The organism is Roseovarius sp. PS-C2 (assembly GCF_018862045.1).
Lineage (GTDB): Bacteria > Pseudomonadota > Alphaproteobacteria > Rhodobacterales > Rhodobacteraceae > Roseovarius.
In genome coordinates this window covers 461383-475905 of the sequence record NZ_JAHKSQ010000002.1, presented here as the reverse complement: position 1 = coordinate 475905, position 14523 = coordinate 461383, and the positions used below count along the sequence as shown (strand labels likewise).

Genomic DNA, 14523 nt, shown 5'->3' with positions numbered 1-14523 from the left:
CGTTTCGATGACTTGCTCATGAAACAGGCAAAAGCCGGTTACGCCGAGCTCTGCGTGACGACGAATTTCACCTTCCTCACCGGGGCGTCCCACCCCGAGGAACTGATCGTTCGCGCCGCAGAACTCGGCCTGTCCGCCATTGCCGTTACAGATCGCAATTCCCTGGCCGGCGTGGTGCGCGCCTATCGGGCGCTGACAGAGCTTCGGCGGGGTGTCGAAAAGGCCGTTCGCATCCGCTCGCAACACCGGATCGACCAATGTTCACGCCGGGAAATCGGCCAGACCACCCCGATTGAGCGGCCAGATGCGGTGCGCTTGCCGAAACTGATCGTCGGATGCCGTCTGGTGCTGCGCGACAGCCCGGTGGACTGGATCGCCCTGCCACGGGATCGCGCGGCCTATCGGCGGCTGACCCGCCTGCTGACCTTGGGCAAGCGGCGGGCGGGCAAAGGGGATTGCCACCTTGACCGGGCCGATTTGCAGGATGGCTGCACCGGTATGATCCTGATCGCCCTGCCACAGGCCGGATTGGCCGCCGCCGCGCCACATATCCGGCAGATGCAGCGGCATTTCCCCGGCCACGTCTTTCTGGGGGCGGCCCCGCGCTATGACGGGTCCGATCAGGCCTATCTGAACGCCTGCGCCCGTCTGGCGCTCGGAACGTCGGCCCCGATGGTCGCGGTCGGGGACGTGCTCATGCACCGGGCCTCACGCCGTCAACTGGCCGATGTGCTGACCTGCATGCGCGAACATATCACGATTGATCGGATCGGCACCCGCGCCCTGCCCAATGCCGAGCGCCGCCTCAAAGGTCACGCCGATATGGAACGGGTGTTTCGCAATCACCCCGCCGCCCTGCGCCGCACGCTGGATATCGCCGCCCGGTGCAGTTTCTGCCTGAGCGAACTCAGCTACGAATACCCGGATGAAATATCCAAGGGCGAATCCCCGCAAGCACGGCTGGAGCGACTGGCACAGGATGGCCTGAAACGGCGCTATCCGAATGGCGCGCCTCAACGGGTGCACGATTTGATGGAAAAGGAAATGAAACTCGTCACGGAGCTGGGCTTTCCGGCCTATTTCCTGACCGTCCATGATATCGTTCAGTTCGCCCGCTCACGCGGCATTCTCTGCCAGGGGCGCGGCTCGGCGGCCAATTCGATCCTCTGTTATCTGCTGGGCATTACCGATGTGTCGCCGGACCAGATCGCCATGGTGTTCGAACGGTTCATCTCGAAATACCGCGGTGAGCCGCCCGATATCGACGTGGATTTCGAACATGAGCGGCGCGAAGAGGTGATCCAGTGGATTTATGAAAAATACGGCCGCCATCGCGCGGGGCTCTGCGCAACGGTGATCCATTTCCGCAGCCGTGCCGCCATCCGCGAGGTCGGCAAGGTCATGGGGCTGTCGCAGGACGTGACGGCAGGCCTCTCCGGTCAAATCTGGGGCATATCCAATGGCGGCGCTGACCTCGAGCGCATCAGGGAACTCGGCCTCGACCCGACCGACCGCCGCCTTGCCCAGACCATCCGCCTGATCGGCGAGATCATCGGCTTTCCCCGTCACCTGTCGCAGCATGTCGGCGGCTTCGTCATCACCAAGGGACGGCTCGATGAACTGGCCCCCATCGAGAATGCGGCGATGGAGGATCGCACCATCATCGAGTGGGACAAGGACGACATCGACACGCTGGGCATCCTCAAGGTGGACGTGCTGGGGCTGGGCATGCTGTCCTGCATCCGCAAGGCCTTCGACCTGATGCAGACACATATGGGCGAAACCCTCACCATCGCCGCCGTTCCGCAAGAGGACACCGCCACCTACGACATGCTTTGCGTGGCCGATGCGGTCGGCGTGTTTCAGGTCGAAAGCCGGGCACAGATGAATTTCCTGCCCCGGATGAAGCCCCGAACCTTTTACGATCTGGTGATCGAAGTCGCCATCGTGCGCCCCGGCCCCATTCAGGGCGGCATGGTGCAGCCCTATGTCAAACGGCGGCAAGGGCTGGAAAAGGCAGAACCGTTCGGCCCCGAACTGGAAGCGGTGACGCGGCGCACGCTCGGTGTGCCGCTGTTTCAGGAACAGGCGCTGCAAATCGCCGTGGTCGGGGCGGGCTATAGCGCCGAAGAGGCCGATCACCTGCGCCGCTCGCTCGCCTCGTTCCGGCGCATGGGCACGATTGGCACGCATCGGGACAAGTTCATCGCCGGAATGCTCCGCAACGGCTATGCCCAAGAGGTCGCGGAACGCTGTTTCGGGCAGATCGAAGGCTTTGCCGATTACGGCTTTCCCGAAAGCCACGCGGCGGCCTTTGCCCTGCTCGCCTATGTCTCGGCCTGGCTGAAATGCCATCACCCTGCGGTCTTTGCCTGCGCCTTGCTGAACTCCCAGCCAATGGGGTTCTATGCCCCCGCCCAGATCGTGCGCGATGCCCGCGACCATCAGGTCGAGCTGCGCCCCATCTGTGTGAACGCCAGCCACTGGGACAACACGCTGGAACGCCGCGCCGACGGGGCGCTGGCCCTGCGTCTGGGCTTCCGCCAGATCAAGGGGTTCAAGGAAGAAGACGCCGGCTGGATCGTGGCCGCCCGCGGCAATGGCTATCGCGATCCTCAATCCGTCTGGCTGCGGGCCGGGGTGGCCCCTTCGGCTCTGGAACGGCTGGCCGAGGCGGATGCCTTCGCGGATATGGGCCTGACCCGGCGCGATGCGCTCTGGCAGGTGCGCGCGATCCGGGGGCAGGCCCCCCTGCCCCTGTTCAACGATCCGATTGACGGGGAAACCATCCACGAGCCGTCAGTGGTGCTGCCGCCGATGCATCTGGGCGAAGAGGTGGTCGAGGATTATGTCTCCATGCGCCTGACCCTGCGGGCGCACCCGGTGGAATTGCTGCGCCCCACGATCCCCGGCCTGACGCCGCACGACAAGCTGGCAACCGTCCCCCCCGGACAGGTCAGCGTCTGCGGCCTCGTCATCACCCGTCAGCGCCCCGGCACGGCATCCGGCGTGATTTTCCTGACACTGGAGGACGAGACAGGTGTATCGAACGTGGTGGTCTGGCCCAAAACCTATGAACGCTTCCGCCGGATCGTCATGGGCGGGCGGCTGTTGCGTGTAACGGGCCATCTGCAACGCGAAGGCATCGTCGTGCATCTGATCGCCCGACAGATCGAAGACCTCTCGCCCCGCCTGTCCGATCTCGGCCATCCGATGGAAAACACCATTGGCCAGACGACTCCGCAAACCGACACCGCCCCACGCCCCTTGCCAGCCCCCCGCGCCACGCATCCGAGGGAGCAGGCCAAGCGCCTGTTCCCGAGCCGGGATTTCCATTAGCAACACCGCACCCCGTCGCCAACATTCCCCCTGCCGCCTTCAACCACGCCACCCCGGAACCCCGTCGCACGAAAGCATCGGACCGTTGCCGATCATCGCCCCCCTAGGACACGGAACACAGCCGCAAGGCGTCATAGATCGCCGCATGGACGTTGCGCGATGACAGCGCATCCCCGATACGGTGCAGTTCGAACCCGGCACGCGGGCGCGGCTGCGCGCGCAACTCCTTGAGCGCATGCAGGTCGGTCACGCCGTCATTCGCCGCCCCATCCCGCAAGCCGTCAAACAGATCGCCCATCGGCAGCGTCCCCATCTCCACCACGACCTGATCGACCAGCCGCGTCTCGTGATCATGGGTCAGCTCGTTCAGCAACGTCGCCTCAAGCCGGTTCCCCTGCCTGTTCACCCGGATCAGCCGCAAATGCCCATCGGATTTCAACCCGGCCTTTGCCATGTCTTTCTGCCAGCGCGTCGCCTCGGGATAGACCAGATCTTCGGCCACGCCCGTGTCGATCGTCGCAAGCTGAACCTCGGCGCCCTGTTCCATCGCGCTAAACGCGGCCAACAGCGCCGGATGACGGCCCGTTCCGTCCCAGATCAGCACATCGCCCTGCGGCTTGACCTGGCGGCCCACCACATCCCATGCCGACAGCACCAGATCGGCCCCGTCGCCGAACTCGGTCTGCGGGATGCCCCCGGTGGCCAGGATCACCAGGTCGGGGTCGAGCGCGACAATGTCTGCGGGCTCCATGAAACGATTGCACTGAACAGGCACCCCCAGCCGTTCAAGTTCGCCCAACCGCCAGTCGACGATCCCGACAAGATCCTTTCGCCAGCCGCTTGCCGCCAAAAGCAACTGCCCCCCCGGCTGCGGCGCGGCTTCGAATATCGAAACGTCGTGGCCCCGTTCGGCCAGGACGCGCGCCGCCTCAAGCCCCCCCGGCCCGGCCCCGACAACCACCGCACGCCTGCGCGTTTCGGCCTTTGCGATGCCGTGCCCAAGGCTCAGCTCGCGCCCCGTCGCGGCATTATGCAGGCATTTGGGGCGATGCGGCGACTGGCAATGCCCGGCCCCGACACAGGGGCGAATCCGGTGCTCTTCACCGGCCAGAAGCTTCGACACCATATGCGGATCGGCAATCTGCGGGCGCGTCAGCCCGGCCATGTCCACATGCCCCTCGGACACCGCGAACCGGGCCGAGGCCATGTCCGACAGTTTCGCGGCATGGAACACCGGCAGATCGACCTCGCGCTTGAACCGCCCGACCGCACCGACCCACGGGGCCGCGGGAACGCCCATGCCCGGAAACACCTCCTCGGACAGCGAACGCGACGTATCCATCGACCCGTAAAGCGCATTGAAGAAATCGACCGCCCCCTCCTGCTGAAGGATGCGGGCGGCTTCGATACACTCTTCGGGCGACAGTTCCCCGTCGATCCCCTCATCCACGACATAGCGCATGCCCACGATGAAATCGTCGCTGACATTGCGCCGGATTTCCTCGTGCACCATCAGGGCAAACCGGATGCGGTTTTGCAGCGACCCGCCGAAACGGTCGGTTCTGTGGTTGGTCTTGGGCGACAGGAACTGCCCGATCAGATGCCCCGACGCCAGCGTTTCGATCCCGTCCAGCCCGCCCTCTTCGCAGCGGCGCGCGGCCTGCCCATAGGCGCGCACCACGCGCACGATGTCATGCTCGTCCATTTCGCGCGGGATACCGCGGTGCAAGGTCTCGCGGATCGGCGACGGCCCGATCGGCGACAGCCAGTCCTGCGCATAGGGGTCGCCGCGCCGACCGAGATGGGTGATCTGACACATCAGCGCCGCCCCCTGCGCATGAATCCGCTCCGAGAACCTCTGGAAATAGGGGATGATCTGATCCGTTCCCACATTGAGCTGCTGAAAGATGCTCGGGCTGTCTATATCCACATTGGACGACCCGCCGAACATGGTCAGCGCAAGCCCGCCTTTCGCCTTTTCCTCGTGATAGGCCTGATAGGCATCCTGCGGAAAACCGTCCCTTTCCAGCCCGCAGGCGTGCGATGTGCTCATGATCCGGTTGCGCAGCACGAGTTTCTTGATGCTCAGCGGCTTCAGCAGCGGATCGCTGGCGCGTACGGTCGATTGTTGGGTCATGGCACACCTCTTCTGTCGGGCGGCAGGCTGCTTTCCTGCCCCGTTGGTTCACACGTATCGGACACGCACCTCAGAGGACCTTTGACAGGAACTCCTGGGTTCTGGGGTCCTGGGGGTTGTCGAACAGGCTGGCTGGCGGGCCGCTTTCGCAAATCCTGCCCGCGTCGGTAAAATACACCCTGTCGGAAATCTCACGGGCAAAGCCCATCTCATGCGTGACGAGAATGCAGGTCATGCCATCCGCCGCCAGTTGCTTGATCGTCAGCAACACCTCACCCACGGTTTCGGGGTCCAGCGCGGCGGTCACCTCGTCGAACAGCATGACATCGGGCCGCATGCACAGGCTGCGCGCGATGGCCACGCGCTGCTGCTGCCCGCCGGACAACTCCGCCGGATAGGCATTCTCCTTGCCGTGCAACTGGACCTTGGCCAGCAACTCGCGCGCACGCGCCTCGACCTCTTTCCTGTCTTCACGAAGCACCAGAAGGGGCGCCATCATCACGTTCTGCAAAACGGTGCGATGCGGGAACAGGTTGTATTGCTGAAAGACGATCCCGACCTTGCGGCGCAACGCCAGCTTGTCGAGATTACCGTCGTGAACCTCCTGCCCTTCGACCTGCACCGAGCCCTGGGTCACCGGCGTCAGCCCGTTGATGGTGCGGATCAGGGTGGATTTCCCGGACCCGGACGGCCCGATGATGCACACCACCTCGCCCTTCATCACCGTCAGGTCGATGCCCTTGAGAACCTCGAAGGTGCCAAAGCTCTTGTGAACATCCTTTAGGGCGACGATCGGCTGATCGGGCGTCCAGTTTTCTGATGGAGTCATGCGTCAAACTCTCCTGTCTCAGGACCCGGTGGAAAAACGGCGTTCAAGCCGGCGGGTATAAAGCGAAATCGGGTAGATGAAGACGAAGAAGATCGTCATCAGGAACAGGTAAAACGGGATCAGCAACTCGGGGCGCGCGCCTGCGGCCTCCATCGCCGCCTGCGTGTTGCCCAGCGCCTCGTTCACACCAAGGATCGCGGCCATCGGCGTCATCAGCGTCAGCAACGCATACCAGTTCATCCAGGGCGGCATCATCCGGCGGATACATTGCGGCAGGATGACGTGACGCAATGTCTGAATCCGGGTAAATGCAAGGCTCTCGGCGCTTTCCCACTGGCCCGACGGGATCGAAGCCACCGCCCCGCGCAGGATTTCCGAGATATTGGCCATCACCGGCAAGGCGAACCCGATGGTCGCCTTGACCCAGTCGGGGACCATCACCGTATCGCCGCCCGGCAGACGGATCTGGAACGGGATCAGGAACATGATCGCGAACAGGATCACCAGCCAAGGCGAGTTGCGGAAAAGATGCGTGATCAGCTTGGCCGGAACACGAACGATCCCCCGAGGGCTGATCTGCATGAACCCGAGGATCACGCCGGTCACGGTTGCAATCGCCATCGCCAGAACACTCATCACGAGGTTCAGAACGAACCCTTCCATGATGAAGGGAATCCACGTCACCAGCGTTGCCACGGCACTCGGACGGGCCTCGCCGCCACTCTGCTGAGCCATTGCCGCCACCGTTGCGGCCACGCACAGCCCCGCCGCCAGCGCCGGGGCGCGCCATGTCAGCCGTGTCACCGAATATGCCGTCATTGTCCGTACCCCGGCAATGCCAGCTTGCGCTCCAGCAACGCCATCGCCTTGGCGATGATCGCGACCAGAACGATGTAATAGGTGAACAGCAACAGCATCATTTCGGGCACGTTCACATTGTCCGACCAGATGCCGCTCAGCGAATAGGTGATTTCCGGCACCGCGATCACATAGGCAAGCGACGCCGTCTTGGCGAGGCTGACGATATTGTTCGTCAGCGCCGGCAGGCAGAACCGGAAGGCCAGCGGAAGGGTGATATAGACGAAAATCTTGAAGCTGGAAAACCCGAGCGATTCCGCGGCCTCCGTCGTTGCCGTCGGCACCGCCTCCACGCCCGAGCGGAAAATCTCGACATTGTAGCTTCCGCCGAAAATGCCGATGGCGATCACCGCCCAGCCGAAAGAGCCGATCATCGGCTCGTACCAGCCCCCCATATCGACCTGCGGCGTGATCGCCCCGAGACCGAAATAGAAAAACAGCAGTTGCACGATGGGCGGCGTGTTGCGGAAAATCTCGATATAGGCGGCCACGCACCAGCGCACCGGCCGCAATCGCGAGGTCTGCGCACCGGCCCCGATCACGCCGATCACCAGCGAGACGGCGACAATGGCGGCGATCAGCTTGACCGACACGAACATGCCCTCCAGCAGGCGCGACCAGTCATAGGAATCGTAGAACGGCGAAAAGTTCAGACCGGTCGTATCGTAAAGCCGTTCGAAATAGGGTGCGATGAGATCCAGCACAGATGCGTATTCCCTGGATGCACGGGCGGCGTGTCCGCATATGGCAAACGCCGCCCGGAAGTTTCAGAAAGCCTGTTCAGTATGCGCCCGGATCAGTTCTCCAGGTACGAGTCGTCATACTGGAGCTTTTCATGCATTCCCGCCAGCCAGGGCGAGGATTTCACACCCCATTTCTCTTCCAGTTCGATCAGGGTGCCCTCTTCGTGCCACTTGTAGGCCATCCCGGACATGAACGCGCCCCAGATGCCGTCTTTCTCTTCCAGCGGAACCGCCGCACCCCAGGGGTTGGAGAACACCGTCTCGACGGGCATCTCGTAGCCTTCCCAGTCACCGCTGGCCAAATCCGCGGCAATCGAGGTGTCGTCATAGACCCACGCCACGCATTTGCCCGAGCGCAGCGCCTCCTTGGCCTCGGTATTGCCACCGAACGCCACGACATTGGCCTTGAACTCGACTTCTGCGATCTTGTTGTAGAAGACGCCCTGCTTGCCACAAACCGGCTTGCCCGCGATGTCGTCCCAGGACGAGATCACGCCCTCCTTGGCCATCAGGGTCGGCCCCGATGTCCAATAGGCCGGTTCGACGATCCCCACGACCTTGCGGCGGTCGGGCCTGTCCGACATGGCCCCGATCAACAGATCGACCTTGCCCTGCTGCAAAAATTCCATCCGGTTCGCCGATGAAATCTGCACGGTCTCAAGCTCGACCCCCATACGGTCCGCGACGGTCTGGGCAAGGTCCACTTCGATGCCCTGAAGATCGCCGTCAGGCGAACGGAAAGCCCAGGGGCGAAACGCCCCCTGAACACCGACGCGCAGAACGCCGCGCTCCATGACCTCCATGAAGCGGTTGTTCTGGACGTCGTCCTGGGCAATACCCGTGGTCGCCGTAATGGCGGTCAGGGCCAGCGCCCCGACGGTGCTTTTCAACATTTTCATTTCTGTCTCCTTGTTGGTTGGTTCACTGATTTTTTCCGATCGTTGGACCCGGATGATCCGGGCCATTTCCCCCGTGCCACGGCACGTGGAATTCCCGCGCCTGGCGCGTCATGAATGTCTCGACCTCCTGCGCGACACGGTCCTCGGTCCAGCCCAGACCGGGCGCCAGCGTCCGGGCGGTATGCATTGCGTCCTCGCGCGAAACCAGCCCCGACCAGACCCGCCCGCTGCGCTGCACCAGCACGCCGAAAAGATCCTGCGCATGTTCGCGGCTGGCCATATCCGTTTCAGGGTCGCCCTGCCCCGACACCGCGATTGGCCGCCCATCCCCGGCGGCGGCCCTCGGTGCGCCGATCCTGCCGCGCACCTCTTCGAGCAACCGGCGCCCGGCGCTGCGATGGCTCATGACCGGGCCAGCCGTCATCGCCAGGACATTCCCGAACCCGGAGTCGGCCAGATCGTGAATCCGCCGCTCACGCGCGCCCATGGGCTGCGCCGGGTCCTCCGTCAGCGGGCGAACCCCGGCCCAGCATTGCTCGACATCCCGATGTTTCAGATCAAGACCGGGCAGTAGATGATTTGCCTCGGCCAACAGGAAATCGACATCGTCGCGGTCGGCATGAACCCCGCGCGCATCGCCTTCGAACAGGGTTTCCGTCGGCCCGAAATAGAAACGGTCCTCCCCCAATGGCAGGCCATAGAACGGATGACCGCCACGATGCAGGGTGGCGATCCCCCGGTCGGCATATCCTTCGGGCAGGCGGATCACGATATGGGCGCCCTTGGTCCCACGTATCAGACGCTTGCCGAAAGATCCGACCTCATCCGCCCAGGTCCCCGCCATGTTCAGCACGACGCGCGCCCGCACCGTCGCGGTCCCGCCGTCCTCGCCTTCGAGCGCGACGCGCCAAAACCCGTCGGCATCCCGGCCCCGCAATTCGGCACGGCTGCGCAGCCGCAGGTCCGCGCCATGCGCCTCGGCATCCAGAGCATTGTCGACGCAGATACGCTCGGGCGCGGCAAACAGGTATTCCCGAAAACTCACCATCCCGCGCAAGCCGTCCCGATCCCGCAAATGGCGCCCGATGGGATGGTTGCGCGCCTCCGCAGCGGACAAGCTGCGCCGGTCGAGCCCCGGCTCTCCTGGGCCGAGCATCTCCAGAAGGCGCAGCCCGGCATCCAGCTGCCAACGCGGAAACGGCCCGTCACGCCATACCGGAAAGCTCAACTCGATGGCACGCGTGGCAACCCCGGCATCCCCGGCCAGTTCCGCCCGCGCCTCCATCGCGTCCCGCGCCATGCCCAGGGCACGCGCAAACCGGAACGGATGGGTGATCGCGTCCCGAACCGGGTGGGCGCTTTCGAGATACCGCAAACCGCAATGCAACATCCGTGACGACCGGCTGCTTGCCCCCGCCGCGAAATCCTCGGCCTCGGCCAGCAATACACGATACCCCGCACGCGCAAGCTCTTTCAGCGCGGCCGTTCCATTCACGCCGCCGCCGATGACGACAGCGTCGTATTTCTGGTCACTGGGCAAGGGGGCGCATTCGGTCTGCATGGCGACGATTAGAAACCATGCCAAGTTAGAAGCAAAATGCAAAATTTGCCTTTCATTATGCGTCACACGCATAATGAAAGGACTCGCCTCACGTCATGTCCGACAACACTTCGTCGCGCAGCTCTTCGGCATAGCCGATCAACTCGCCGGTCAGTTCGGTCTGCAAGCGCATTTCCGACTGAAGCAATGCAAAACGGCACGGAATACGCGGCAGGAATGGCCGGTACACCACGCCGGCATCCCGGTGCGACCACGCCGTGAACGGATCGACAATCGCGATCCCCAACCCGCGATTGACCATTCTGCACATCGGCGCGGACATCGTGCATTCCGTCACCTGCCGCGGCACCACCCCGGCCCCCTGCATGACATCGTCGAAAATCCGCCGCGCCGACACGAACGCGGTCCACGCGATCAGCCGTTCGTTTTCCAGATGCTCCGGCCTCAGCACCTCTTCCCCGGCAAGCGGATGCGAGGCCGGGACCGCCGCAACATAGGACGTATCGGCAAACAGGCTGGTCTTGAACCCTGACAACTGGAACGGCGTTTCGGCAAGACCGAAATCGACCTGCTGGGTCGCAACCCATTTTTCCACGCTCACGGACATGCGCACATTCAGGATGACACGCGCCTGCGGTCGCCCCACCGAAAACCGCGAGATGACCTCGGGCATGAAATCCAGCCCCAGCGCGGGCAGGCAGGCCACCCCCACCCCGGCCTCGCGCCCCTCGGCCAGCCGCTTGCCGAAATCGTCCAGCGACGAAAGCGACACGAACAGCCGCTCCACCTCTTCCAGCAGCAGGTGCGCCGCATGCGTGGCAACCACGCGGCCCTTGCGGCGCTCGAACAGCTTGACGCCCATGTCCTCTTCCAGCTTGTCGATCATTCGGCTCACCGCCGGCTGACTGCGCCCAAGCATCTCGGCGGCGCCGGATATCGTGCCCGAGCGCATGACCACCTGGAAGGACTCGTGGATCGCCGGATGAAGGCTCATGTCCTGTTTCCTTCGCTCTGCACCGGATCGAGCAAGGCACCGATCCCGAGTTTCGGATATTGCCCGTGCATCCTGGCGACATCCTCGCGCAGTTCGTGAACGAGCCACTCCGCCACGCGGTCGACAATGTCCACCTGCGGGCCGTCATGCCGCTGGATCAGCCGACAGACGCGCCCCGGCCTGACGAGTCCGCTGTTCTCGGCAGGACGCAGCCGGTTTTCGCAGATCCAGTGCGCGACGACATTCAGCCACCCCGCCGCCACCCCCTGACCGACCAGCGCGGCCTGAACGACAACCGAATAATCGGAAAAGGAAAGCTGGGGTTCGGGGTCGCCGCTGGTCCAGCCCTCGTCCCCCGGCAGCCGGTTCCATTCGTTTCCCTCCAGCTGAATAAGTGCCGGAAGCTCACCTTCCCCAAGCGCCTCCTCATAACCCGGCGCAGCCACGGGAACATAAGCCTCCTGCATGACAAAACGCCCCTGCTCATCGCCGGGCGCACAATACCGCATCGCCAGATCGACATCTCCCAGGGGTCCGGCAACAGCCCCCGAGATCAACTGAAACCGCAAATCCACCTCCGGAAACGCCGCCTGAAAACGCGATATTCGCGGCATCAGCCAATGCGTCGTAAAGGCCGTCGAAACCGAAAGCGTGACCTGGGACTTCCCGGTGCGCCGCGCCTCCACCTCGCGCAACGCATCCTCGATCTGCGAAAACGCTGAAACTATGGCATTTTTCAGCATCACGCCGTCCTCGGTAAGCTGCGCACCCAGCTTGCCGCGCAAAAAGAGCCGCGCCCCCAGATGCGCCTCCAGCGCGGCCAGGGACCGGCTGACAGCGGGTTGCGTGACGTTCAGTTCATCCGCAGCGCGTGTGAAATTCTGATGCCGTGCCGCCGCCTCGAAAACGAAAAGCGACCCGGAAGACGGCAATTTGCGACGCAATCCATTCATTACTTCAGATTATGACATGAGAAACTATTTTGCAATTGCTTCGACTCTGCCTCTTGCAACACTCTGACCTCATCAAACGCTCATCCCGGCCCACCACCGGCCCGACCCCCAAGACACGAGGCTCATATGGACTTTTCCCGCTTCAAGGTCATGACATTCGACATTGTCGGCACCTGTATAGATTTCGAAAAAGGCGTCCTCGACGCAGTTCGCAGGATCGGGGGCGATGCCGCCAGCGGCCTGTCCGACGACGATATCTTTGCCCCCTACCTGGCAGGGCGCGAACGCAACTACGAACGCTCGAGCCAGGTGTTCGGCGATGTCTACCTGCACCTTGCCAACGAACTCGGTCTGCCCGCCACACAAGCCGCGGCGCGCGATTTCCAGCTGTCCGTGCTCGAATGGCCCGCCTTCCCCGATTCCGCCGATGCGCTCGCCCGGCTGCGCAAACGCTTCCGCCTTGTCGCCATGACCAATGCAGACCGCACGGCCTACACCGCCTATGCGCATTGCCTCGGCAACCCCTTCCACGACGCCGTCACGATGGACGACGCGGGCCTCGCCAAACCCGACCCCCGGTTTTTCGAGTTCAATCGCGGCCGGCAATCCGCCCTCGGCTACAAGCAGGACGAAATCCTGCACGTCGCCCAAAGCCAGTATCACGATATCGGCGTCGCCCGGCAATTGGGCTACAAGGTCTGCTGGATCGAACGGCGCCACGATCAGCAAGGCTATGGCGGCACCCCGGACCCCGAGCAGAAAACAACCCCGGATTTCCATTTCCACAGCCTCGGCCAACTGGCAGACGCGGTCGAGGCCTCATAAGGAACACCCCGATGCCTCCCCAGCCCCCCGCCGCGCTTTCCCTGTGGAGCGACACCGCCAGCCAGCCACCGCAGACGGCGGCGCTTGACCGGGACATCACATGTGATGTCGCCATCGTGGGGGCCGGGTATACCGGCCTCCACGCCGCACTGGCATTGGCTGCGGCGGGGCTGAGCCCGGTCCTCCTCGAGGCGGCAGATCTCGGCGCGGGCGGCAGCGGGCGCAACGGCGGCGTGGTTTCTGCAAAATTCCGCAGAAGCTACCCCGACCTCGCCCGCCAACACGGTCTCGAAACCGCAAGGGGCATGTATGACATCGCCCATGCCAGCGTCCGGCACCTGCAAGAGACACTGGACCGCTTCGGCCTTGCCGATACCGGATTTCGCAAGTCCGGCGCGCTCAAATGCGCCCATACCGACAAGGCCTTTGCCCGCATCAAGGACGAAACCGACTGGCTGGAAAACGCCTTCGGAAGCCGCGCCGGTCGCATCCTGAGTTCCGAAGAGGTCCGGGAGGAAACCGGCAGTTCCATCTTCCACGGCGGCATCCTGCAGGACGACGCCGGAACGATCCACCCCCTGCGCTATCTCCATGCCCTGGCCGGGGCCGTTACGAAACAGGGCATTGCGCTGCATACCCGAACCCCGGTTCAAACCCTGAGAGAAGACCCGACCGGCGTGATCCTCGAAACGCCGGGCGGACGCGTGCGCGCCGCTCAGGTGCTTCTGGCGACCAATGCCTATTCTTCCCTCACCGGCGCATCCGACACCGTTGCGCGCTGCCTCGTTCCGTTCCGCAGCGCCATCATCGCCACCGAACCGCTGCCCGACCAGCTTGACCGTCAGATACTGCCATCCGAGCGAAGCTATACCGAAACCCATCGGATGATGCGCTGGTTTCGCAAGGTTGACGGCAGGGTTCTCTTCGGCGGCCGGGGCGCCCTGGGGGCTGTCGACTCTCCAGCCGCCTTTCGCCGGCTCGAAAAGGCCCTGCACCACACATTCCCGGAACTGCGCGACCTGCGCACCGAATATCGCTGGTCGGGCCATGTCGCGCTGACGCTCGATGGCCTGCCCCAGGCGGGCCGCCTCGCGCCCAATGTCAGCTATGCCGCCGGGTTCAACGGCGCCGGTGTCGCCATGTCCGGCTATGTCGGCCACCGGATCGCCGGAGCGATGACGGGCCGCCCCGTCGAACTCGGCCTCATTCACCGGGAACGCCCGCTCAAACTGCCCTTCTATCCCCTGCGCTCACTCGGCGTACGGGCCGTGACGTTCGGCTACGAACTGTTGGACATGCTGGAATAGACTGCATGGCACAAGCCACAAACCCGCCCGCTTCCATCAGCCTCCGGAACGGTGGCCAAACCTGCGGCGGCGCACATC

11 protein-coding genes are annotated in these 14523 nt (G+C 63.7%); 3 read left to right on the top strand and 8 right to left on the bottom strand.

Features of this window, described 5'->3' with window-relative positions:
* The first annotated feature begins 18 nt into the window (after window positions 1-18).
* On the top strand, window positions 19-3339 hold the full coding sequence (locus KPG71_RS05700; protein ID WP_253196134.1) for an error-prone DNA polymerase: 3321 nt from the start codon (window positions 19-21) through the stop codon (window positions 3337-3339).
* A gap of 103 nt (window positions 3340-3442) precedes the next feature.
* Here KPG71_RS05700 and KPG71_RS05695 read toward each other — a convergent pair whose 3' ends face one another.
* From KPG71_RS05695 to KPG71_RS05660, 8 genes are all read right to left on the bottom strand, one after another.
* A complete protein-coding gene (locus tag KPG71_RS05695) occupies window positions 3443-5476 on the bottom strand; it encodes an NAD(P)-binding protein (RefSeq protein ID WP_216337139.1) in 2034 nt (677 codons plus the stop codon).
* 70 nt (window positions 5477-5546) lie between these two features.
* The gene (locus tag KPG71_RS05690; protein ID WP_253196113.1) at window positions 5547-6305 is read right to left on the bottom strand and encodes an amino acid ABC transporter ATP-binding protein; all 759 of its coding nucleotides are present in this window, start codon (window positions 6303-6305) and stop codon (window positions 5547-5549) included.
* 18 nt (window positions 6306-6323) lie between these two features.
* On the bottom strand, window positions 6324-7124 hold the full coding sequence (locus tag KPG71_RS05685) for an amino acid ABC transporter permease (protein ID WP_216337138.1): 801 nt from the start codon (window positions 7122-7124) through the stop codon (window positions 6324-6326).
* Complete coding sequence (locus tag KPG71_RS05680; protein WP_216337137.1) at window positions 7121-7867, bottom strand: amino acid ABC transporter permease; 747 nt, start codon at window positions 7865-7867, stop codon at window positions 7121-7123. The genes KPG71_RS05685 and KPG71_RS05680 overlap by 4 nt, the downstream gene beginning before the upstream one ends.
* Before the next feature lie 92 nt (window positions 7868-7959).
* Window positions 7960-8805 carry a transporter substrate-binding domain-containing protein gene (locus tag KPG71_RS05675; RefSeq protein ID WP_216337136.1) on the bottom strand — a complete coding sequence of 282 codons (846 nt, stop codon included), beginning with the start codon at window positions 8803-8805 and terminating at the stop codon, window positions 7960-7962.
* A 22-nt stretch (window positions 8806-8827) separates the two neighbouring features.
* Window positions 8828-10390 (bottom strand): FAD-dependent oxidoreductase, encoded by a 1563-nt coding sequence (locus KPG71_RS05670; RefSeq protein ID WP_253196112.1) that lies wholly within the window; start codon window positions 10388-10390, stop codon window positions 8828-8830.
* Between the two features lie 64 nt (window positions 10391-10454).
* On the bottom strand, window positions 10455-11360 hold the full coding sequence (locus KPG71_RS05665; RefSeq protein ID WP_216337135.1) for a LysR substrate-binding domain-containing protein: 906 nt from the start codon (window positions 11358-11360) through the stop codon (window positions 10455-10457).
* Window positions 11357-12313, bottom strand: coding sequence for a LysR family transcriptional regulator (locus KPG71_RS05660; RefSeq protein ID WP_216337134.1), 957 nt, complete (start codon window positions 12311-12313; stop codon window positions 11357-11359). The genes KPG71_RS05665 and KPG71_RS05660 overlap by 4 nt, the downstream gene beginning before the upstream one ends.
* Before the next feature lie 150 nt (window positions 12314-12463).
* Between KPG71_RS05660 and KPG71_RS05655 the strand changes: the two genes are divergently transcribed.
* Both KPG71_RS05655 and KPG71_RS05650 read left to right on the top strand, forming a co-directional pair.
* The gene (locus KPG71_RS05655; protein WP_253196111.1) at window positions 12464-13138 is read left to right on the top strand and encodes an HAD-IA family hydrolase; all 675 of its coding nucleotides are present in this window, start codon (window positions 12464-12466) and stop codon (window positions 13136-13138) included.
* Window positions 13139-13149: 11 nt separating this feature from the next.
* Window positions 13150-14445, top strand: coding sequence for an FAD-binding oxidoreductase (locus tag KPG71_RS05650; RefSeq protein ID WP_216337132.1), 1296 nt, complete (start codon window positions 13150-13152; stop codon window positions 14443-14445).
* The last annotated feature ends 78 nt before the right edge of the window (window positions 14446-14523 follow it).